Source organism: Acinetobacter halobius (assembly GCF_044130335.1).
Lineage (GTDB): Bacteria > Pseudomonadota > Gammaproteobacteria > Pseudomonadales > Moraxellaceae > Acinetobacter.
The window spans coordinates 21,070-44,850 of sequence record NZ_JBIQOD010000001.1 but is presented as its reverse complement, the minus strand read 5'-3'; the positions used below and the strand labels follow the sequence as shown (position 1 = coordinate 44,850).

Genomic DNA, 23,781 nt, shown 5'->3' with positions numbered 1-23,781 from the left:
GACATGAATATTTCAAAGTTCTTTATTGTCCGTCCAGTCGCAACCACGTTGTTGATGTTGGCATTGCTGTTTAGTGGACTATTGGTTTGGCGACTTTTACCCGTATCAGCCCTACCACAGGTCGATTATCCCATTATTCAGGTGTATACCTTTCAGCCTGGGGCAAACCCCGACACGGTACAACGGACTATCACCGCACCGCTTGAACGGGAAATGGGCAAAATTGCGGGCTTAAAACAAATGTCTTCGCAGAGTTCTGTCGGGGCATCTGTCATTACCTTACAGTTTGAGTTAAGTGCTGAACTGGGTGTAGTGGAGCAAGAAGTACAATCTGCACTAAGCACTGCCAGCAGTAAATTGCCAAGTGATTTGCCAACACCACCTGTATATCGAAAGGTCAATCCGGCCGATGTGCCGGTCATTACCTTAGCAATTAGTTCAGAAACTTTACCCCTCACCACGGTTTATGACATGGTGGATACTCGGGTGGCACAAAAGCTATCTCAACTGACCGGTGTGGGTATGGTGAGCCTTGCTGGTGGGCAACGACCAGCAATACGGGTGCAAATGAATCCTGCTGCACTTGCCGCTTATAAAATAAGTGCCGAAGATGTCCGCACGGCAATTAATGCCGCCAATGCCAGTCAACCCAAAGGCAGTTTTGATGGGCCATATCGCAGTACGATGCTGGATGCCAATGATCAAATTCGTTCAATTGGAGACTATGAAAGCCTTATTTTACGCTGGAATAACGGTGCCCCAATTCGATTAAAAGATGTGGCACAGGTGATTGAAGGCAGTGAAGACCGCTATATGGCGGCATGGGCAGACAGTCAAGCCGCCATTTTGGTGAATGTACAGCGCCAACCGAATGCCAACGTGATTCAAGTGGCCGATCAGATTAAGCAGTTGTTGCCTGAGCTGCAAAAGAACCTGCCCGAAAACGTCAAAATTCGTGTACTGACCGATCGTACCGAGAGTATTCGTAGTTCAATCCACGATGTACAAAAGGAATTGGTTTTTGCAGTCTGTTTAGTCGTCATGGTGACTTTTCTCTTTTTGAGAAATTTATCTGCCACCATTATTCCGAGTATTGCCGTTCCACTTTCAATCATTGGTACGTTTGTACTGATGTATTTTTTAGGTTTTTCAGTCAACAACCTGACTTTAATGGCGCTGACCATTGCCACAGGTTTTGTGGTGGATGATGCGATTGTGATGTTGGAAAATATTGCACGACATCGTGAAGCGGGTGAAAGCCTGATGCAAGCGGCATTTAAAGGGTCGAAGGAAATTGGTTTTACGCTCATTTCTTTAACCATTTCATTGATCGCAGTTCTCATCCCGCTACTGTTTATGGGTGATGTCGTCGGACGTTTGTTCCATGAGTTTGCGGTGACTTTGGCAGCTGCAATTGCGATTTCTCTAGTGGTCTCTTTAACCTTAACGCCGATGATGTGTGCTTATTTGCTCAAAGGCAAAGCTTCACTAAAAGAAGCAGAGCATCAAACTTCAGCGAATAGATGGAGTTTGGATGGCATCATTCAGCAGTATGGAAAAGCTTTACAATGGGTATTTCGGCATCAAACCCTGACACTGACAGTTATGCTCAGTACAGTGTTATTCGCAGGGTTCTTGTATTGGATGATTCCGAAAGGCTTTTTCCCTGTGCAGGACAGTGGCGTTATCCAAGTAGTGACCGAAGCCCCAGACGATATTTCATTTCAAGCCATGAGTGAGCGCCAGCAAGCACTAGTGGCTAAAATTTTAAAAGATCCCGCTGTTGAAAGCCTGTCTTCATTTATTGGTATTGATGCCAATAACCCGAAACTCAGTAATGGCCGAATTCTTATTAACTTAAAGTCCCATGCAGAACGAGCGGGTGCAGATCAAGTGATGGCACGTCTGCGTGAAGAGTTGGTTCATGTTCAGGGTATTCAAGCTTGGATGCAACCTGTGCAGGAGTTAAGTATTGAAGATAAAATTAGTCGAACCCAATATCAGCTCAGTTTGACAGCAGCAAAAAACACAGAGTTAGCGTTATGGACACCTGTCTTGGTAGATGCTTTACGCCAACAACCTGAGTTTGCAGAAGTGAGCAGTGAAAATGCTGGGCAAGGTTTACAGGCGTATATTGATGTCAATCGAGATGCAGCAGCGAGATTCGGCTTAACAGTAGAAGACATTAGTTTGGCTTTGCAAAATCTATTTGCACAGCGACAAATTGCAACTTTATATACCCAGTCGAATCAGTACCGCATTGTGCTCGAGCTGGCGCCAGAATTAACTCAAGGTATACAAGCTTTAGAACAAAGCTATATCCATAATGCCAGCGGAGAGCCGATTTTACTCAGTTCTGTGGCCAGTATTGTGCAAAAACGTGTCCCAATTATTTTACAGCAGCAAGCTCAATTTCCTGCCAACGGTATCTCTTTTAACCTTGCAACCGGCGTCGCTTTGGGAGATGCCATCCAAGCCATTCAACGTGTAGAACAGCAGCTCAATTTACCTGCTGAAGTTAAGCTTCAGCTACAAGGGGCTGCTGCTGCATTTGAAAACTCGCAACAGCATACCTTTTGGTTGGTGATTGCAGCGATTGTGACCATGTATATCGTGCTTGGAATGTTGTATGAAAGCTTTATTCATCCCATCACTATTCTTTCAACCTTACCATCTGCGGCAATCGGTGCTTTATTGGCGCTGTTTATGGTAGGTCGACCACTCGATATGATTGCTTTAATCGGCATTATTTTATTGATCGGTTTGGTGAAGAAAAATGGCATCATGATGGTGGACTTCGCTTTGGCAGCGCAGCGCCAAGAGGGTCTTTCGCCTCAGCAAGCGATTTATCAGGCGGCGTTGATGCGATTCCGCCCGATTTTAATGACGACATTGGCGGCATTGGTCGGTGCTATTCCACTCATGTTGGCATCTGGTTCGGGGGCTGAATTACGCCAGCCTCTAGGAATTGTCATGGTTGGTGGTTTGATTTTAAGTCAGGTGCTGACCCTATTTACTACGCCTGTGGTTTATTTGTTTTTTGACCGTTTACAGCATGCTTTTCAAAAGACGAAGCCGCCTTTACTAGAACTTGATGGAACAAGGAGCGAGTCTTGAAACTGCTCTCTGCTTTGGTTCATCGTCCTGTTGCCAGTGTGTTATTGGGCATTGCAATTGTGTTGCTTGGTGTATTGGCGTATTTCCGCTTACCCGTGGCGTCTTTACCTCAGGCAGATATTCCGACCATTGTGGTGCGGGCCAGTTTACCTGGGGCAAGTCCTGAAAGTATGTCGGCGACCGTTGCAACACCTTTAGAACGGGCTATGATGGGCGTTTCTGGGGTAAAAGCGATTAACTCTTCCAGTAGTCAAAATGCAACGCAAGTCACTTTGCACTTTGACTTAGATACGGACATTAATGAAGCGGCGAGAGAAGTACAGGCTGCGATTAATGCTGCAATGTCGCAACTTCCATCAGGGATGCCTAGCCCACCTGAATATTTCAAGGTTAATCCCAGCCAAAGCCCAATTTTTTATTTGGCATTGAGTTCAGAGCATTTATCTGCGGGTAAATTATATGAAATTGCCAGCAATCAACTTCAGCCCAATCTTGCGCAGATAAGTGGAGTTGGTGAGGTTGAAATTGATGGCGCGTCTATGCCTGCGGTGCGGATCACCTTAAATCCGAATGCACTCATTGCACAGGGTGTTTCATTGGAACAAGTTCGTACTGCAATTGAAAAAAGTAATACGGTACAAGCTTTAGGTGTGGTTGAAAGCGATCAACTTCGTTGGCAAGTTGCACTGTCGCATGATTTAAAACAAGCGCAAGATTTTGCCAACTTGGTGATTCATCGTAATGCTCAAGCAATTGTGCGTTTAAAAGATGTGGCGGAGGTGCAAGATTCTGTTGAAAACCGCTATGTCAGTGGTTTTCATAATGGTAAACCCGCGGTGATTATCAAAATCAGCCGTCAACCCAATGCCAATACCGTGGCGACCATTGATCAAATCAAAGAAAAACTGCCTGAACTAAAATCACTCATACCCGCAGACGCACAATTGACTACGGTAATGGATGGTTCTGAAATCATTCGCGCAGGCTTAGCGGAAGCCCGAGATACGCTGTTGTTTTCCATGCTGTTGGTGATTATTGTCGTTGCTTTAATGTTAGGGCGTGTACAAAGCGCCCTTGTACCAAGTATTGCCATGCTGGTGACTTTGGTCGGGGCGTGTAGTTTGGTGTATTTGGCAGGCTTTTCGTTAAACAACCTCTCTATTATGGCGGTGATTGTCGCTATTGGATTGGTGGTGGATGATGCGATTGTGGTGCTAGAAAACATTGAGCGTCATATTGAGCAGGGAGATTCTCCTGTACAGGCCGCCATTAAAGGGATTCAGGAGGTGGGGCTGACTTTAGTGGCCATGAATTTGGCATTGGTGGTGATTTTCATTTCAGTGCTGTTTATGGGCGGTGTGATTGAGCGGCTGTTCCGTGAGTTTTCACTGACCTTAGTTTTTATTGTAGTGTTATCCGTTTTGGTGTCCTTGGTACTAACACCAAGCTTATCTGCACGTTGTTTAAAACCGTTAGAGAGCGACCAACATCAGCCTTTATATCAATTTAGCCATCGTTGCATGCAGCAGTTCAATCATGCTTATTTAATATCTTTAAAATGGATGCTAGCACATGGCTATGTCGTGATTTTATTTTGGCTAGGTGCGATTGGGGCCTCATTCTATGTCTATCAGCACCTCCCTAAACGAGTATTGCCTGAGCAAGATACAGGACGAGTTGAGGCTTTTATTCGTGGTGATGACGGGTTTTCTTTTCAAATTATGCAACCCAAAATTGCAGCCTTTAGCCAAAGCTTGTTGAGTGATCCTGCTGTAAAAGATGTGGTTGGAACTTCAGGGGGAGCAGGCGGAACCACCAATTCCTTTTTCATGGTGAGTTTAAAACCCAAATCGGAACGTGAGGGGCAAAGCTCACATGCCATTGTCGAGCGTATGAAAAAAAATGCGCCGTGGCAGGCTGGAGCAATTTTCTCAGCGCGTGTGGAACAGGAGTTAGAACTGGATGATCCTTTTTCAAGTGGCAGTGGTCAAGATTATATGCTGTTACTACAGTCAGACGAGGTTGCACAGCTACGCAAATGGGTGCCGAAAGTTGCACAGGCCATGCAAAAACTGCCTGAACTTGAGGAGGTGGAAACCATGGGGGATGAAGGTGCACAGCATGTCACCCTAGATGTAGACCGTGAAGCAGCACGTCGTTTGGGCGTTGATATTGAAAGCATTTCGAGTGTATTGAATAATTCATTTTCACAGCGCCAGATTTCAACCATTTATGATCAGACCCAACAGTTTCATGTGGTCATGGAAGTAGATAAACACTTCACGGAACATCCTGAATCCTTAGCCAATAGGTTCCCAATAAAGATGGACAGGCTGTGCCACTGCGTAACTTTGCGACATGGTCTTATGGAATTACCAATGATCGGGTGTATCGACGTAATCAATACGCCGCGATGGGTATTGGTTATGTGGTGAAACAGGGCTATAGCTATGAACAGGCTGATGCCGCGATCCGATCTGTCCTCACTGAAGTGATGTTGCCAAACAACGTTTTTATGACCACAGATAAAGATGTCGAGGCAGAAAGTTTACAAGCGGGATTAAGCACCCCCTTACTGATTCTTGCGGTGATTGTGCTGATTTATATCGTGCTTGGGGTGACCTATGAAAGTGTGGTGCATCCATTAACGATTTTATCGACTATACCTGCTGTGGCTTTGGGTGCACTGTTGACCTTATGGATATTTAACTTTGAGTTTACCCTGATTGCATTATTGGGCATGTTTTTACTTATTGGTATCGTGGTGAAAAATGCCATTTTATTGATTGATTTTACTTTATATGAACGGCGTGCAGGAAAGTCAGCATATCAAGCTGTGTTGTCTGCTGCGGCTCTACGTTTTCGTCCGATTTTAATGACCAATACCGCAGCATTATTGGGTGCGATTCCGCTGGCTTGTAGTTGGGGTGAAGGGGCAGAGTTACGTCAACCTTTAGGTGTAGTCATTGTGGGTGGTTTGGCGCTTGGACAGCTTTTAACTTTGTATACAACGCCTGTTTTGTATCTGCTCTTTGAGAAATGGGCTGTATCTTGTTCAAGATTTAAACGTAAATTTATGCTGCAAAGCTTAGGCAAATAGATAAAGAAATAGGAAAATAGAATGTCAGGTTTGGTTTATAAAAATGTCTTCAGCCTAAGTTGTGTATTGTTGTTGACTGCATGTAGTTCTACGGCGGTCGTACGTCCTCCTGAATATAAAACACCGATAATTCAAGTGGCTGATCAATACAAATATGCGATGCTTAATTGGACAGAAACCGCAAAGTTAAAAGGTAAGGCAGTTGCATGGTGGGACATTTATCAAGACCCTATTTTAAGTCAACTGTTGCAACAGTTAAATGCAGAAAACTTAAATCTAAAACAGGCCGAAGCACGCTATAGACAAGCCAATGCTTTACTTGAGCAGCAAAAAGCCAGTCGTTCTGTCAATCTAAGCTTAGAAGGCGCTGCCAACCGTAATGGTGCAAAGCATGTTTCTCCAAATAGCCAGTTTAGTACAGGGGTTCAGGCCAGTTGGATTCCCGATGTGTGGGGACGTGTAGCAAAAGCGATAGAGGAACAACAGGCAAATTTAGAAGCGGTGCAGGCTGACTTAGCCGCAGTCAAGTTAAATCAGCAATTATTGGCGACTGAGGCTTATTGGAACATTCGTGTTTTGGATGCGCAGCTTGATGTATTACAGCAAACCCAAAAAAGTTACCTACGTTCGGTGCAAATTTTAAAAAATCAATATACAGCAGGGATGATTGCGCGGGCAGATGTGATACAGGCAGAAACGCAGTTGAAACAAGTGCAAATACAGCAAATCGAAACGCAGCGTGAACGCAATTTACAGGAAAATGTGCTGTCAGTCTTACAGGGTAAAAGTGTGGCTCAGTTTCAATTGGCAAAACGTCAGCAACGTTTGAGTATTCCTGCTGTACCTGCGCAGCTACCCAGTCGTTTACTCATGCAACGTCCCGACGTGATTCGTGCAGAGCGGGAGCTTGCGAGCACACATGCGCAGTTGGGTTTAGCGCAAACGGCTTGGTTACCAGATCTTAGTATTAGTCTTAATGCGAGTTTAAATAGTCAAGTGTTGGGCCAATTGTTCCAAGCCCCTGCATACTTATGGTCTACGGGATTAGAAGCGGCTTCGGTTATTTTTGATGGTGGAAAACGTCAAGCTGAAATTGCCCAAGCGCAGGCAAGCTATGACGAAAAATTAGCAGCCTATAAGCAAGCTGTACTTACGGGTTGGAAGGAAGTCGATGATGCCTTAATGCAGACTTCAAGTTTGAAGCAACAACAATTGGAACAAGCTCAGTTGCTACAACTGAGCAAAGAAAATGAACAAGTGGTGATGCGACGTTATAACGCAGGTTTAGTGAGTTATTTGGAAGTGGTCACGGCGCAGAATTTAAGGCTACAAGCTGAACAGAGCACATTAGAGTTGCAAAAAATCCAATTAAAAAATACAGCGCAATTAATCACTGCATTGGGTGGAAATATTTCCTAACCCTTGCTTTTTTCACATGTTTATTGACTAAAATGGCAAAGCCTTGCATCTTGGTTTTCAGATGCAAGGCTTAACTATTTATTTGAAAGTAACAGTGAAATAGAAAGTATGTGTAATTGGATACTGATTATAATAAACAGACTGTTTATAAAAACAGTGCGCCTGACACTGCTCCAAAGAGCATGACCCACAGTGGATGAATTTTTTTCACTAAGCTTAAACCAGTAGCGACGATAACGATTGCGATGAGTAACCAGTTCTGAGCAGATGCAGTGGCAATAATATAGGCACTAACCAAAACCAAGCCGACGGTAATTGGTTTCAATGCCTTTTCAAACATGCTACGTAGTGGGTGATCCTTAAACTGATTCCAAAATTTGAGTGCAAATACAGTCAGTACAGAAGAGGGACCAAACTTCGCCAGTGAAGTCACGAACAGTCCAGCAGGCCCAGCCACATGCCAGCCGACCAAAGGTACAATCATCATATTGGGGCCAGGAGCCGCTTGAGCCATGGCAAACATGGTGCTGAACTCTGTAGCAGTGAGCCAGCGATGCACTTCAACCACCTGATGTTGCATCTCAGGCAAAATGGCATTGCCGCCACCAAAGGCCAATATAGAAAGTTGGGTAAAAACGATGGCTAAGGTGAGTAAAATCATGCGTTTTTTCCTCTTTTTTTCAAGCTTAAGACCGCGACATTGATGCCTACTAAAATCAGTAAAGTCAGTGCCAGTGGAATTTTAATGATCAACATAAAGACGATGGTTAGCGCGATAGTAAAGATCGTGAGGTAACTTTTCAGAATAGGTTTCAACATCTTTAAACCCATGGCAAACAGTAAACCTGCTGCCGCTGCTGCCAGCCCCTGAATCATGTGCTGAATCACGGGGATACTTTGAAATTGTGCATAGAGTTCATACAGCAAAATCACAATCACCGTCGGTGCAAAAATTAATCCGAGAACGGCACTAATCGCACCTTTAACTCCCTGAAATTCATAGCCAATCGCAACAGCCATATTGATGATGTTTCCACCAGGGAGGATTTGACAGACACCCAATAAGTGTGTGAACTCTTCCGTGTTGAGCCATTTTTGGTCTTCTACAACCATTTGGTGTGCAAGTGGCAATACACCACCAAAGCCCATGAGTCCCAGCTTCATAAAGCCTGCAAATAGTTCCCGAGAAGTCGGGTGGGTTATTTGTTCAGCAGGGAGCACTTCAGTGTTCATGTCTTTCACCTTTTGTTGAATGAGCTCAGTATGAACCTGTAGAGATATATTGAAAAATGCTATTTTTGACGTTATATATACTGAAAAAGTATGTTTGATGGGGCAGACATGATTGATATCCATAAACTCAGAGCATTTGTTGCAGTGGTAGAAGAAAGTAATATTTCGCATGCCGCTGTTCGTTTGAATATGCAACAACCACCGTTGACACGGATTATCAAAAGCTTGGAAGAAGAACTGAATGCGCAGCTATTAAAGCGTTTGCCACGTGGTGTTGAAGTGACAGAAGCGGGCAAGGTTTTGTACAAAGAAGCCCTTGCGATATTGGCGCATGCACAGTTAATTCCCAAACGTGTGCAGGATATTTCTTTAGGGGTCGAAGGTCAGATTAATATTGGCTTTACCAACTCGGTTGGCTTACATCCATTTTTACCAGCGTTGCTGCGTAACTTTCGGGAAACTTTTCCACGTGTTTCAATTCATTTGGAAGAAGATGGCAGTAGCTCGCTGATTGATTCCATTAGCAATGAAAAAAATGACATTGTGTTCTTACGCAAACCGGCACCGATTGGCCTCGGTTTAACCAGTTTGCATGTACTGGATGAGCCGCTCATTGTGGCTCTACCCAACAATCATCCTTTGGCTGAACAAGCCGAACCGATTCATTTGCTGGATCTTGAACCGCATGATTTTGTGCTATACCGACGTTTAGCTGGGCAAGATTTATTTGATAATATTTTGGCCAGTTGTTATCAAGCTGGATTTAGTCCAAAAATCGTACAAGAAGCGCCACGCTTAACTTCAAGTTTAAATTTGATTGCTGCCGGAATTGGTTTATCCATTGTGCCTGAAGCCATCCGTGACTTTTGGAATAAGCAGATTGTTTATAAAGCGCTCAAGGCCAATAATCCGTGTATTGCACCGATTTATGCGGTGTATAAAGAAAATATAGATCACATCCGTTTGCAGCACATTTTAAAATTATTACAATAATCTGTTGTATATCTAGCACTTTATTCTGCCTGACAAGCGCTGACCTAAAGTGCTAAGGTAGAGTAATGATGTGATGTATCCAAGTTTTATAGATATAACGAATGCTCGTACAGAGTAAAAATATAATATTTAGTGATATGAGGTGTTTAGCCCATGTTTTTTAATAAAGTTTCTTTTGCACTCATAACTGTGCTTTCTTCCTCTGTGTTGTTGACAAGCGGTTGTACATCCAGTCCGTCTAGCACGGTTTCAAATACACAACAACAAATGAAAAATGCCTTGTTGGTCTATGGTGGCCCCATTTTAACCATGCAAGGCATGCAGCCCAGCTATGTCGATGCCATGTTAATTCAAGATGGAAAGATCCGTTATACAGGCGCATTGTCCACGGCTGAAAAGCTTGCGCCACATGCGAAACGTTTGAATTTGAATCACAAGACAGTCATCCCAGGCATTATTGATGCACATAGCCATTTAAACTCTGTCGGTATGCAGCAAACCGTGGCTAATTTATATCCGCCACCAGATGGCAAGGTGGTGAGTATTGCCACATTGGTTCAAGAAATGAAGGCGTGGGCAAAGCAAAATCCACAGTTTATAAAAGCCACTTCTGGTTGGATGATTGGCAATGGTTATGATGACGCCCAGCTACAAGAGAAAGCCCATCCGACAGCCTCGGACTTAGATCAGATTTCAACGACTCAACCCGTGCTGATTTTGCATCAGTCTGGACATTTGGCTTCTGCAAATCACAAGGCACTCGAATTGTTAGGCATTAATGAAAAAAGTAGCAATCCTAGTGGTGGGGTGATTCGACGCGTGGTCGGGACAAATATTCCAAATGGTGTACTGGAAGAAAGTGTCGTGATTGAGGCAATGATGCAAGCTTTTAAAACCGTACCACCTGAAATCATGCAACAGATGGCATTGACTGCAGTACAGACCTATATGGCAAATGGCTATACCACGGTACAAGAGGGACGAGCTGATCGTGGCACTTCAGAGCTTTGGCGTAGTTTGGCCAATCAAAACAAATTAGCGATTGATGTTGTCTCTTATCCCGATATTAGTTCTGAACAGGCATATATGCTTGAAAAAGGAGTAAGTAAAAATTATGTGAATCACTTTAGAATTGGTGGCGTGAAAATTAGTTTAGATGGTTCACCCCAAGGTAAAACAGCATGGTTAACCGAACCTTATGTAGTTCCACCTGAAGGGAAAGATAAAAACTATCGTGGTTATCCTGCATTTCCAGAACAAAAAACAGTTCAGCAAATGATTGATTTGGCTTTCGAGAAACAATGGCCTATTTTGGCACATGCCAATGGTGATGCCACGATTGATCAATACCTCAATGTGATTGCCAATGCGCAAAAGAAGTATGATGCTTCAAAGCGACGTGATGTGATTATTCATGCGCAAACCATGCGTGAAGATCAACTGGATCGGGCGAAACAGCTTCACCTAATTCCCTCATTTTTTTCTTTGCATACCTACTACTGGGGGGATTGGCATGTGGCACAAACATTAGGTGAAAAGCGTGCTGAACATATTTCACCGACAGGTTCGGCTTTAAGAAAAGGCATAATTTTCACCGAGCATCATGATGCTCCTGTCATCCCACCGAAAAGCATGATGGTACTGGATGCAACGGTTAATCGCACTACACGAACAGGCAAAGTTTTGGGTGAGGCGCAGAAAGTCAGCCCGTATATCGGACTTAAAACGATGACAGACTGGGCTGCATATCAGTATTTTGAAGAAGATATTAAAGGCACATTAAGTACAGGGAAATACGGTGACTTTGTTATTTTAAGCGCCAATCCAATCACTATTGAACCGTCTAAAATCAAAGACATCAAAGTCCTTGCAACTTATAAGCAAGGACAGTTGGTTTATCAAAGATAAAGTTGTTTAGCGGCGGCTAAACCTGCGACTGAAAAGGTCATGAGATGTTTGACCAAAAGCGCAGGTTCAACTTTCGAAACATTTTTAAGTGGTCCAGGTAAGTTTGAATCAGCGAGAATCAGCATCATGCACGGTGCAACTGTGCTCAAAACGCAGGCTAATAATGCAGGGTGGTTTTCATCAATACCTGAGACTTGGCTAATGATCTTTTTGATTAATAAAAATTTTCTTGCGCCCTCAGTTTGCATAAAATCGTATAAATGTGTGGTGGGCGAAAAAAGTTCACGAATAAATACTTTGCTGTGCCACACATCCGTTTCAACCAATTTGCTGATCAGGGTTTCAAAAAAAACTTCTAGTTTTTCAGTTGGGGTGCGGGAGCTGTTTAATAAAGCCAATAGCTTTTCTTCATCAATATAATGCGTATGTGCTTCGGCTAATACGGCACGATATAGACCATCACGACCGTCGAAGTGATAGTTAATGGCAGCCAAATCGACTTCGGCAAGCTTCGCAATCGCTTTGCTGGTGGTTTTTGCAAAACCATTCTGAGCAATTAAACGACCTGCTGCATCCAAAATTTTCGACTTGGTTAAGTCACCATCGCTACGTCCAGCTCTAGACATTGTTTACTCTGCGTAAAAAATTATGAGAGGAGTATATCTTTTTTTACTTAATTATTGTAGTTTAAATTTAATTTAAATTTAAACTTGTATTAAAAATAAGCAAAGGTCTGGTGTGCATGAAAAAGAGTCACGTCGCGGTGCTGATTGGATTGGTCTTGCTTGGATCGGCAGTCGCATATTGGTGGTTGAATCGAGATAAGGACGATGCACAGCACATCGTGTTGTATGGCAATGTTGATATTCGACAAGTCTCTCTTGCTTTTGAAACCGCAGGGCGTATTAAAAATATGACTGTTCAGGAAGGTGATCGTGTCAAAAAAGGCCAAGTGCTAGCGCATTTAAATACTGAATCTTTAAGTATCCAAGCCCAACAAGCGGATGCGCAATTGCAGGTTCAACAGCAAACTTTAAATGAGCAAGCCGCGGGCAATCGACCTGAAGAGATTGCCCAAGCAAAGGCACAAGTTGGATCAGCTAAAGCACAACTCGAAAATGCCGATAAACAATATCAACGTCTAGCGGTGTTAAACAATAGTTCGCTAGGCCAAGCGGTGAGTAAGCAAGAAGTTGATACAGCTAAAAGCACTATGAAAACAGCCGAAGCAGCTTTGCGTGAAAGTGAAGCCAATTTGCAGTTGCTGTTAAAAGGGGTGCGCAAAGAAGATCGCGAAGCGGCAAAAGCACAATATGATTCGACTAAAGCGAGTTTGGATTTGATCAAATATCAAATTGCACAAAGTGAATTACGCTCACCTGTGGATGGTGTTGTACGGGCACGCTTACAAGAGGTGGGCGATATGACGACATCTAGCAAATCGGTTTATACCATTGCTTTAACTGATCCAAAATGGGTACGCGTCTATGCCAGTGAGACAGAGCTTGGACAAATCAAAATGGGGTCAACGGCCACCATTCTGCGTGATTCACAACCAGATCAGCCGATCACTGGAAAAATTGGTTATATCTCGTCTGTTGCTGAATTTACCCCGAAAACCGTTCAGACCGAGGACATTCGTACCACGTTGGTCTATGAAGTTCGTATTTATGTCAATGATCCGAATGACCAGTTGAAAATGGGACAACCTGTGACGGTCAATATTGATAAATCTTCCAAAGCAAAAACAAGCGAGTAAGTCGATGTCTTCAGATTGCGTGATGATCGCTCAGGATTTAAAGCAAGTTTTCAAAGCTGAGCAAAAAGGCGCTGAAGATGTGTACGCGCTGCAAGGACTGAATATGCAAATCAAGGCAGGACAATTGGCTGCTTTGGTTGGGCCTGATGGCGCGGGGAAAACCACATTGCTGAGATTGATTGCAGGTTTGTATGAGCCTACTGCTGGAAGCTTGGAAGTTCTTGGGATTGATGTGGCCAAAGACCCTCAGTCTGTACAAGATCGTATCAGCTATATGCCTCAGAAATTTGGTTTATATGAAGATTTAAGCATTCAAGAAAATTTAGATTTATATGCCGACCTACATGGTGTACCTGCGGATGTACGTAAAGAACGCTTTGATCGCTTGCTTAAAATTACCGATTTAGCACGATTTTCAGAGCGACCTGCGGGGAAGTTATCTGGAGGGATGAAGCAAAAGTTGGGCTTGGCTTGTACTTTAGTTCGTTCACCAGAGTTATTACTCCTCGATGAACCCAGTGTTGGGGTTGACCCGCTATCACGCCGTGATTTGTGGATCATCATTGAACAGTTAGTGAAAGATGAGAACTTGAGTGTCATTATCAGCACAGCGTATATGGATGAAGCGGAACGTTGTCATGATGTGTATGTCATGTTGGAGGGGCAAGTCCTCAAACAGGGTTCACCTGAAGCACTGACAGACTATGCCAAAGGTCAAACATGGCAAGTGAAACCGAGTCAAGGGATGAAGGCGAGGGTGTTACAAGCACATCTACTGGATAATCACAAATACATTGCAGATGCAGTGCCTAAAGGCGATGTGGTACGTTTTATTACCCGAACTGAACATCCGATTCTTCCGCCTGATCAACTGCCACAAGGTGTTGTTGCAGAAGCGAGAGCAGCAGAACTTGAAGATGCATTTATGTTGCTTTTGCATGAAGCAAAGCATGTAGAAAAAAACACCGTAGACTCAGGTGTGGCTGAGAATAACGAACTGGCGATAACAGGATTAAACACAGATCAAAGCTATGCCCAAAGCAATGAGCAGAGCATTAATGCGAATATCGTTCAGACCAAGCCGATCAATGCTGAAAAAGTCCCCAATACGAAAGTGCGTTTAGACAGCAACGCAGATTTAGATAGTAACGCAGAAGCACCTGTCATTGTGGTTCAGGATCTCGTGCGTACATTTGGTGATTTTACAGCCGTGGCCAGTACCTCGTTTGATGTATCACGCGGGGAAATTTTCGGATTGCTCGGGCCAAATGGTGCCGGCAAAACCACGACGTTTCGTATGCTGTGTGGTCTGCTTCCTGCCAGTAGTGGTGTACTCGAAGTAGCGGGGATGAATCTGCGTACAGCACGTGCACAAGCGAGAGCCAAAATTGGTTATGTATCTCAGAAATTCGCCCTATATGGCAACTTAAGTGTTTTGGATAACTTAAAGTTTTTTGGCGGTGCGTATGGATTATCAGGCAAACATCTAAAGCAACAAATTGATCAGGCATTACATCAGTTTGAACTCAAGCCACATGCTAAAAGTGGTGATTTACCCAATGGCTTTAAGCAGCGTTTGTCGATGGCAGCAGCACTGTTACATCAGCCTGAAATTGTGTTTTTAGATGAACCGACCAGTGGTATCGACCCATTGGCGCGACGTGCGTTCTGGTACACCATTGGTGAGCTCGCCAATCAAGGCATTACTATTATTATCACCACACATTTTATGGAAGAAGCAGAATATTGCGATCGTATCGCGATTCAGGATGCAGGGAAAATGTTGGCACTTGGTACACCCAAAGACATCCGAAGTATGGTGCATGGTGAAGGTGTCAATGATATGAACAGTGCTTTTATTGCCATTGTGGAGCAATCTCGTGCGAGTCAGCAAGTAAAAGAGGCGAGCGTATGAGACGAGATCAAATGAGGAGAGCTGTATGAGTCATCGCTCAGCATTTTGGACAAGGCTCATTGCACTGACACGCAAGGAGACGAAGCAGTTATTGCGTGATAAAAGTAGCATGGCGATCGGTTTTATTTTACCCATTATTTTGATATTGCTTTTTGGATACGGCCTGTCTTTTGACTTGACCAATGGTCGTGTCGGTGTGGTCGATCAAAATCCGACACCACAAAGTAGCCAAGTCCTCAGTGGTTTAAACGGCTCGAAATATATCACAGTGATCCATTATCCAAGTTTTGCACAAGCGCAAGCGGCAATGGGGAATGATGATATTGATGCCATTCTCAATATGCCCAGTGATTTTGCAGCGCAATATGCCAATGGTTCTGCCACGGTGCAGATTATCAATAATGGTCGTTCCACCAGTATAGCGTCTTCACTACAGGGCTATATTGCCAGTGCTTTAAATACGGTGAGTTCAATACAAGCTGACCGTACTAACAGCAGTTCAACTACAGGTGTAATCAGTGTAGATCAGCGCATGTGGTTCAATGAGTCGGGCAATAGTACCTGGTTTTTAGTGCCTGGTTTGATTGTGTTGATTTTGACTTTGGTCGGTGCATTTTTAACGGGGTTACTGATTGCACGTGAGCGAGAACGTGGCACTTTAGAAGCAATGTTTGTAACGCCCATTCGCCCTTTGGAAATTGTTTTATCCAAGTTAGCCCCTTATATCGTGATTGGTATGGTCGATATTGTGGTCTGTCTGTTGGCGGCACATTACTTATTTGAAGTTCCTATTCGCGCATCACTTTTATCGGTGATCAGTGCATCATTTTTATATTTAATGGTGTCTTTATTACTAGGGTTAATGATTTCAGGGGTATCGCAAAGTCAGTTCCAAGCCAGTCAAATGGCACTTTTAGCGAGTTTCATGCCTGCCATGATGCTGTCAGGTTTTGTGTTTGATACACGAAATCTGCCTTTAGTGGTGCAGATTATTAGCAATGTATTGCCTGCAACACATTATATGACATTGGTCAAAACCTTATTTTTAGGTGGAGATGACTGGTCTTTATGGCTCAAAGAATGTGGCATTTTGTTGATTTATATTGTCGTGCTCACTGTGATTACAGCGCGTACATTGAAAAAGCGTCTGAGGTAAGAACATCATGCAACAATTCATGGCGACATTTCAGCGCTGGTTTCATTATCTTGTGGTGCTAACCAAAAAAGAATTTTTGACTATTTTGGTTGATCCTGCCAATCGGATAACATTGATTATTCCTATATTTCTGCAAGCTCTGCTCTTTGGTTATGCTGCCAGTTATGATGTCAATCATGTAGATTATGCTGTGCTGGACCAAAGTCATAGTCAGGCTTCGCAGCAAATACTATCGCATTTGGATGGTTCGGGTGTATTTAAACGCACAGCAGATTTGCAGAATACGGCCCAGATTCAACAGGTCATTAATGACCGTTCAGCACTTGCAGTGATTACGATTCCCGCAGATTTTGAGGATAAGCTCAATAATAATGAATCTTCAGCAATTCAAGTGGTCTTGGATGGTAGGAACTCGTCTACGGCAAGCATGGCGGGCTCTTATATCAGCAGTATAGTGACTCAGGTCAATCAAGAGCGGTTGGGTTCAACGTCTGCAGTTACCGTTCAGTCACGCACATGGTATAACCCAAATTTAGAGTCCAGATGGGGCATGATGCCATCTTTGATTGCAACATTAAGTATGATGCAGACACTTTTACTTTCCGCTTTATCTGTGGCGCGGGAGCGGGAGCAGGGAACGTTTGATCAGCTCTTGGTGACGCCTTACACACCGACGCAGATTATGATTGGTAAGGCAATTCCACCTATACTGATTGGTGTGATTCAGTCTTCGATTATTTTAGCGATCATCCTGTTTTGGTTTCAGATCCCGATGAATGGCTCATTGTTGCTGATTTATTTTGGATTGTTTGCTTTTAATATTGCAGTCGTTGGTGTTGGGTTGTCTATTTCGGCGATTGCGCTGAATATGCAACAAGCCATGCTGTATACTTTTTTTCTGATTATGCCTTTGACGCTTTTATCAGGTCTATTAACGCCAGTTCAAAATATGCCAAATGTGTTGAATTGGCTGACTTATGCCAATCCGCTTCGTTTCGGTATTGACTTGGTACAACGGGTATATTTAGAAGGTGCAGGCTTTAGTCAGGTGAAATGGGACTTTTTGCCAATGCTAATTTTGGCGTTGATCACCTTGCCTTTGGCTGCATGGTTATTTAAAAATCGTTTGTCATAGCGGAAATATGGGTGATACATATTTTATGTGATACGAGGAAGTTCATGTGTTTGTCGTTAAATAACGCATTCAATGTTGCTTAAGCATCAAAAAAAACGATTTTTGCATTGTATTTCTAGCTTAAGCTTTTTATTATTGCCCGCTTGTTTTCGCGATCAGCTTGGAATGGAACCTTGAGTAATTTTCTAACCGAACACCTGATTCATCGAGATGAAGACTTCATGGTCATCCATAAGCCTGCAGGTATACTCACCGTTCCGGGGAAGACAGAAGACTTACAAGATTGCATGATCAATCGTTTAGTCAGACTTGAACCAAAAACCCTACTGATCCACCGTCTTGACCGTGATACTTCTGGTATCTTGGTTTTTGCTCTCAGTCGTTGGGGACAAAAATCCATTTCTCGTCAGTTTCAAGAACGTCAAACCGATAAAACCTATCAAGCGATTGTGGCTGGTTATTTAGAGGGTCAGGGTATTGTTGATGTACCTGTTATTTATGATCCTGCACGTCCACCGTTACATATTGCAGAGCCCAGTCATAACAAGCCTGCTGTGACGGAGTGGAAGGCCTTAGAGCATTTTGAAATACAGGGCCAGTCCGTGACCCGCGTAGCACTCACCCCAATTACAGGGCGCTCACATCAACTTCGTGTGCACATGCAGTTTTTAGGTCATCCTATCGTTGGAGATACGCTTTATGCTTCTCCTGAACAGCAAGTAATCATGCCAAGATTGTGTTTACATGCAGAGCGTCTGAGCTTTCACCATCCTCAAACGGATGAACGTGTCGAATTTATTTGTCCAGTACCGTTTTAAGTCATTGGAATCATCAAATTTGCTCACTTTTTTAGTGAGCTTTATGTCAAAATATATTGCTTAAAGGTGTATAATTTTGCTCAAATATCAAACAGTGTTTGAGCATTAAATTTGCAGTCCTATACTTGTAGATAAAGGTGGAAAAATTGCAGCAGTTTGCTATTGGTCAACGTTGGTTATCAGATACTGAAACGGAACTAGGTCTAGGAGTTCTTATTGATGTAGATGAGCGATCTGTCAGCATCTTATTCCCTAAAAGTGATGAAACGCGTGTTTATGCACGAAATAATGCACCTTTATCCCGTATCATCTTCAACGTGAACGATGAGCTGCAAGATCAAGAAGGGACGAAGTGGATCGTTGAGTCTCAAGAAGACCGTCACGGCGTTGTGCGTTATAACGTTGTACGTCGTTTAGAAGATGGCACAGAAGAGCGTAAATCACTGAATGAAACTCGCATTGGTGCTCAAATTCAGTTGTCTAAACCGCTTGATCGCTTATTGGCAAGTCAAATTGACTATAAAGAATGGTACGACTTACGTATTGAAGCGATGTTGATGCAAGCCAATATGAAGTCGAGTCCTTTACGTGGCATGGTTGGTTCACGTGTCGGCCTGATTCCACACCAGTTATATATTGCACACGAAGTGGGTCAGCGTTTTGCTCCCCGTGTTCTTTTAGCCGATGAAGTCGGCTTAGGGAAAACCATTGAAGCTGGGTTGATCATCCATCAACAGCTTAAAACGGGCCGTTCAGAACGCATCCTAATTTTGGTACCCGATTCACTGCAGTATCAGTGGATGATTGAAATGCGCCGCCGTTTCAATTTGAACTTCTCGTTATTTGATTTAACCCGTACAGCTTCAATCAAAGAGCATGACCCTGATCTCAATCCATTTTTAACAGAACAATGCATCATTGCCTCAATTGATTTAATGATTGACCATGATGACTTACGTGAACAAGCCCTAGAAGCTGGTTTTGATCTGTTGGTGGTCGATGAGGCACATCACTTGATGTGGAATGAGGAAGACGGTGGCAATGACCGCTATGACTTGATCGAAGAGTTAGCAGAAAAAACACCGGGTGTTTTGCTGTTAACTGCAACCCCAGAACAGCTGGGTGTAGAAAGCCATTTTGCACGTTTACGTTTACTTGACCCACAGCGTTTTAGTTCTTTAGATCGCTTCTTGGATGAAGAAACCCAGTATCAGCAAACTGCAAAAATTGCTGAAGTGCTCATGTCAGATATGCCACTTGAAGAAGGGCATTTGACAGCGCTTGAAGGTTTGTTGGGGCACCGCATTGAAGATGCACCTGAACAACGCTTCCGTGCCATTCATGAGCTTTTAGACCGTCATGGTACAGGGCGTATTTTGTTCCGCAACACTCGTGAAGCTATTCAAGGCTTCCCAGGTCGTGATTGTCAGCCTGCACCTTTGCCTGCCCCAGAAAACTGGTCTAAAGACGGTAAATTACGTGAACAAATGTGGCCAGAAGAAGCACAACTTGACGGTGCTTGGATGGAAGCTGACCCACGTGTCATGTGGCTCATGGAAAAACTACGTACAGACTTAAAACACAAAAAAGTGTTGCTGATTGCACGTAGTGGTCCAGTGGTTGAAGCACTTGAAAATGTACTCCGCTTACATGCAGGTATTCGTACCGCGATGTTCCATGAAGGCATGAGTTTACTTGAGCGTGACCAAGCCTCGGCTTACTTTGCCGAAGAGTCTTATGGTGCACAAATTTTACTGTGCTCTGAAATTGGTTCTGAAGGTCGTAACTTCCAGTTTGCATCAGATCTGATTTTATTTGATTTGCCTGCAAACCCAGATGTACTTGAACAACGTATTGGTCGTTTGGATCGTATTGGTCAAGAAAACCGCATTCAAATTCATGTGCCATATCTAATTGGCACAGCGCAAGAACGCATGTTCCGTTGGTATAACGAAGCATTAAATATTTTCAGTAATATCTCTCCAACTGCGCAAACTTTACAAGAAAACTTTATTGTTGAATTGAAAGATTGCTTACTGGCAGATAAAGGTCAGCAGTTTGATGATTTACTCGAAGCGGTCAGCGTACAACGCGAAGCATTAGAGGCTGAGTTACAATCAGGTCGTGACCGTTTGCTTGAATACAACTCATGCCGCCCAATTGTGGCGCAAGAAATCGTGCAAGCGCTTGAAGAATATGATGACAATACCACTTTGCCAATGTTTATGAAGCGCTTTATGGCGTCGACAAATATTGATTTTGACGAGCAAAGCAATGGTACAGTCATCATTAAACCAACCGATCAAATGCAAGTTCAAGGTTTAACCTTGGATGAAGAAGGTATGACAGCGACTTTCTATCGTGATCAGGCTCAGGTACGTGAAGATGCTCAGTATTTAACCCTTGAGCATCCATTTACTGAAAGTGTGATGGAAATGATCAACACTCAAGGTTTTGGTAGTACTAACGTTGCAGTGTTGAAGTCAGCTGCTTTACCGCAAGGTTCGGTGCTGTTAGAAGTTTGGTTTAAGGTCGATGTGGTGGCACCGAAAGCATTGAATTTACCTTCAAGCTTACCGCAACAATTGGTTCGCGTCTTGCTGAGTGAAAAAGGTCAAGACCTGTCGCAGAAAATTGCGCCTGAAATTTTAAAACCGTATTTGCATCATTTGGATGGTAATAGCTGTCGCCAAGTGGTGAAAGCACGCCGTGAAGTGATTGAACAGCGTTATGTGCAAGCATTAGAGCTTGCACGTTCGGCTTTACCGAATTTTGTGCAACAAGCGAAAGAAGTCTACGGTAGTAAGTGGCAATACGAAATTGACCGTCTGACTTACTTAAAGCAGTTTAATCCGAGTATTCGTGAAGATGAAATTTTGCGTCTACAAAAACTGCAAAAAGAAGGTCTTGGTTTACTCGATGGCCTATCGGTCACACCAGAAGCCATTCAAGTGATGGTTGTAGTTAAACCATAATCGCAATTGCTGTATGAAAAGCACCTTCGGGTGCTTTTTTAATGAACTTCAAAAAGGGATGTCTACGTTGTATTTGAAAAGTAATCTATTGAAATTTTAAGCGCTTGCTTATGCTAGAATTTTCAGCATTAAAACTCTAACTTATCGAATAATAAATTATGCCTAAAGCTTTAATCACAATGGGTTCAAAAACAACACATGGTGGTGTAGTCATTGAGTGCGAAAACAGTTTCGTAATTAATGGTATCGCTGTGCACTTAAATGGAATGAAACACTTTTGTCCGAAGTGCCGAATGGTGGTTTCTGCGATTGCAACAGACCAGAGCACAACAGTCTTGGGGCGTGCTGTGGTGATTGCAGGAGACAAAACTAATTGTGGCGCTACTTTTCTAGGTAATCAGAACTTAACAGTTTCAGCCAAGTGATGTCATTTAGAATGCTTCTATTGCTAGTCATGAAACTGGCATAAATGCTCAAATGTTGGGACGTATGTTTCATGTCTTGCCATTCCGTTCATTTTCAAAAATGACTATGGTAAACACGGTATGAAAAAATAGATTTAAAGAGATATGAGCAAACCTGCCTTACACTTTACCCATGCAAATGGTATTCCATCTGCTAGTTATCAAAAGTTATTCCGTTTTTTAAGCAACGATTTTAATGTTAAAGCCATTCCGATGATTGGTCTAGATCCGCACTATCCTGTGGAATATCGTTGGGAAGCGTTGGTGGATCAAGTCATTTTAGATATAGAACAGCAGTTCCCCCAGCAACAAGTGATTGGTTTAGGGCATTCTTTTGGTTCCTTACTCACTTTGATGGCGGCCTATAAAAAACCACAGCTGTTTTCGCAAGTGATTATCATGGACCCACCATTTGTGATTGGGCCTAAAGCATTTTTATTTGAAGCTTTGCAAAAACTGGGTTCAAAGTCGGTTGATAAATTGACCCCAGCGGCAGTCACCGTTAAGCGTCGAGATCATTGGGAAAGCCTTGAACAAGCCAGTCAAACACTGAGACCGAATCGTATTTTTAAGGACTTTGATGAACAGTGTTTTGCTGATTTTATTGAGTGCGGTTTGAAAGTTGATCCAATACGAAGTGGCGTGACACTTGCTGTTCCTAAACAGACTGAAGCCAAAATTTTTAGAACAGTCCCTGCATGGTGGTGGCGTACCCCATGCAAAGCACCTAAGATGCCAATACATCTTATTACTGCAAAAAATAGTCATTTTTATAAGCAGGGTTTGCCACAAGGGATGAAAAAAACCTATGGCATCAACTATAGTGTGCTAGAAGGTAGCCACATGTTTCCACTTGAGAAACCTGAACAGACTGCAGATTTTGTACAGCAATTGATTGAAAAACAAGGCCAAGTTAACTAAACCCCTGAGTAAAGAATGTTCGCGTTAAGCCATCAACGAATCATGGCTTCGTCAAGATGACGTGAACCTTCTAAAATCATGCGGATCATGATCATGGTTTGTTCAGCCATTTTCTTGCGCTCTACACTTGGCATATCAATCACTTTGGCGCCCATATTGAATACCAATTGGGTGATTGCCATTGCGACTAATTCAGGGTGGAAGAGTTTACTGTTGTTTAAACGTTCTAAACGAATTAAGTCGTCTTTAAGTTCTTGCTGGAAATAGTTTAACTGTCGCTCTACTGCACTTTTGTACGAAGTGGAACCTGTATAACCTTCACGTAATAACAGACTCAAATTGCCATCGTCAGCATCTAACTGTTCAATAAATACTTCAACAGAACTACGAATAATACTTTCTTGGCGAATCGCCTTAATGCGTGCTTCATGCAAAATCTGACGTAGTACCACACCTGCACGCTGAATTAACTCAATTGCAAGTTCGTCTGTGTCCTTAAAGTGACGATAGAAACTGTTCGGTGCAATGCCTGCTTCACGTGCAACTTCACGCAAACTTAGAGATGCAATACTTTTTTCAGGACCAATTAAATTTAAAGCAGCTTGGAACAGTTCGTCTTTTGTGATTGTTGCTTTTCGACCGACACTACGTGCAAGCACTGGTGCATGGGGTTTTGAAGCTTCATGCTCGGTGTTGGTTGTATGAGTTTGAATGGTGGTCGGTGTCATATTTATCAAGCAATTAAATCAAGACTTTTATTATAGCCCCACTGGTCGGCATTGTGAAACGAAACGAAACAATTGGAATATATATACAAATATATATACATGTGTATAATAATTCAAAATCTATGGCGTGGTCGTTTACT

General features: G+C 43.1%; 16 protein-coding genes and 1 pseudogene. 13 read left to right on the top strand and 4 right to left on the bottom strand.

Features of this window, described 5'->3' with window-relative positions; translation table 11 throughout:
• Nucleotides 1-3 precede the first annotated feature (3 nt).
• The 3 genes and pseudogenes from ACE01U_RS00195 to ACE01U_RS00185 all read left to right on the top strand — a co-directional run bounded on the left by ACE01U_RS00195 (nt 4) and on the right by ACE01U_RS00185 (nt 7,636).
• Nucleotides 4-3,117 carry a multidrug efflux RND transporter permease subunit gene (locus tag ACE01U_RS00195; RefSeq protein ID WP_395552988.1) on the top strand — a complete coding sequence of 1,038 codons (3,114 nt, stop codon included), beginning with the start codon at nt 4-6 and terminating at the stop codon, nt 3,115-3,117.
• Nucleotides 3,114-6,217: pseudogene (locus ACE01U_RS00190) on the top strand (efflux RND transporter permease subunit). The gene ACE01U_RS00195 and the pseudogene ACE01U_RS00190 overlap by 4 nt, the downstream one beginning before the upstream one ends.
• A gap of 21 nt (nt 6,218-6,238) precedes the next feature.
• Nucleotides 6,239-7,636 carry an efflux transporter outer membrane subunit gene (locus ACE01U_RS00185; RefSeq protein WP_395552987.1) on the top strand — a complete coding sequence of 466 codons (1,398 nt, stop codon included), beginning with the start codon at nt 6,239-6,241 and terminating at the stop codon, nt 7,634-7,636.
• 145 nt (nt 7,637-7,781) lie between these two features.
• Here ACE01U_RS00185 and ACE01U_RS00180 read toward each other — a convergent pair whose 3' ends face one another.
• Both ACE01U_RS00180 and ACE01U_RS00175 read right to left on the bottom strand, forming a co-directional pair.
• Entirely contained in the window at nt 7,782-8,297 is a 516-nt protein-coding gene (locus ACE01U_RS00180; protein ID WP_395552986.1) for a chromate transporter, read from the bottom strand.
• A complete protein-coding gene (locus ACE01U_RS00175; RefSeq protein WP_086209370.1) occupies nt 8,294-8,869 on the bottom strand; it encodes a chromate transporter in 576 nt (191 codons plus the stop codon). The genes ACE01U_RS00180 and ACE01U_RS00175 overlap by 4 nt, the downstream gene beginning before the upstream one ends.
• A gap of 108 nt (nt 8,870-8,977) precedes the next feature.
• Here ACE01U_RS00175 and ACE01U_RS00170 point away from each other — a divergent pair, with 108 nt between their 5' ends.
• Nucleotides 8,978-9,862, top strand: coding sequence for a LysR family transcriptional regulator (locus tag ACE01U_RS00170; RefSeq protein WP_086209596.1), 885 nt, complete (start codon nt 8,978-8,980; stop codon nt 9,860-9,862).
• Nucleotides 9,863-10,015: 153 nt separating this feature from the next.
• Nucleotides 10,016-11,770: an amidohydrolase gene (locus ACE01U_RS00165; protein ID WP_395552985.1), complete on the top strand. Its 1,755-nt coding sequence runs from the start codon at nt 10,016-10,018 to the stop codon at nt 11,768-11,770.
• Here the strand turns inward: ACE01U_RS00165 and ACE01U_RS00160 are convergent.
• Nucleotides 11,761-12,396, bottom strand: a complete 636-nt coding sequence (locus ACE01U_RS00160; RefSeq protein WP_291373887.1) for a TetR/AcrR family transcriptional regulator — start codon at nt 12,394-12,396, stop codon at nt 11,761-11,763. The genes ACE01U_RS00165 and ACE01U_RS00160 overlap by 10 nt on opposite strands.
• A gap of 116 nt (nt 12,397-12,512) precedes the next feature.
• On the opposite strand from ACE01U_RS00160, the gene ACE01U_RS00155 reads away from it, so the two are divergent.
• The 8 genes from ACE01U_RS00155 to ACE01U_RS00120 all read left to right on the top strand — a co-directional run bounded on the left by ACE01U_RS00155 (nt 12,513) and on the right by ACE01U_RS00120 (nt 22,913).
• Nucleotides 12,513-13,529 (top strand): HlyD family secretion protein, encoded by a 1,017-nt coding sequence (locus ACE01U_RS00155; RefSeq protein ID WP_110975448.1) that lies wholly within the window; start codon nt 12,513-12,515, stop codon nt 13,527-13,529.
• 4 nt (nt 13,530-13,533) lie between these two features.
• Nucleotides 13,534-15,444: an ATP-binding cassette domain-containing protein gene (locus ACE01U_RS00150; RefSeq protein WP_395552984.1), complete on the top strand. Its 1,911-nt coding sequence runs from the start codon at nt 13,534-13,536 to the stop codon at nt 15,442-15,444.
• A 25-nt stretch (nt 15,445-15,469) separates the two neighbouring features.
• Entirely contained in the window at nt 15,470-16,600 is a 1,131-nt protein-coding gene (locus tag ACE01U_RS00145; RefSeq protein WP_395552983.1) for an ABC transporter permease, read from the top strand.
• A 19-nt stretch (nt 16,601-16,619) separates the two neighbouring features.
• Entirely contained in the window at nt 16,620-17,735 is a 1,116-nt protein-coding gene (locus tag ACE01U_RS00140) for an ABC transporter permease (RefSeq protein WP_395553170.1), read from the top strand.
• 131 nt (nt 17,736-17,866) lie between these two features.
• Nucleotides 17,867-18,553 carry an RluA family pseudouridine synthase gene (locus ACE01U_RS00135; protein WP_228157006.1) on the top strand — a complete coding sequence of 229 codons (687 nt, stop codon included), beginning with the start codon at nt 17,867-17,869 and terminating at the stop codon, nt 18,551-18,553.
• A gap of 137 nt (nt 18,554-18,690) precedes the next feature.
• Entirely contained in the window at nt 18,691-21,528 is a 2,838-nt protein-coding gene (rapA, locus tag ACE01U_RS00130) for an RNA polymerase-associated protein RapA (RefSeq protein ID WP_086209363.1), read from the top strand.
• A 158-nt stretch (nt 21,529-21,686) separates the two neighbouring features.
• On the top strand, nt 21,687-21,953 hold the full coding sequence (locus tag ACE01U_RS00125) for a PAAR domain-containing protein (RefSeq protein WP_086209362.1): 267 nt from the start codon (nt 21,687-21,689) through the stop codon (nt 21,951-21,953).
• A 144-nt stretch (nt 21,954-22,097) separates the two neighbouring features.
• Nucleotides 22,098-22,913 (top strand): alpha/beta fold hydrolase, encoded by an 816-nt coding sequence (locus ACE01U_RS00120; protein WP_395552982.1) that lies wholly within the window; start codon nt 22,098-22,100, stop codon nt 22,911-22,913.
• A gap of 32 nt (nt 22,914-22,945) precedes the next feature.
• Here ACE01U_RS00120 and fabR read toward each other — a convergent pair whose 3' ends face one another.
• Nucleotides 22,946-23,641 carry an HTH-type transcriptional repressor FabR gene (fabR, locus tag ACE01U_RS00115; protein WP_291373882.1) on the bottom strand — a complete coding sequence of 232 codons (696 nt, stop codon included), beginning with the start codon at nt 23,639-23,641 and terminating at the stop codon, nt 22,946-22,948.
• Nucleotides 23,642-23,781: the final 140 nt, after the last annotated feature.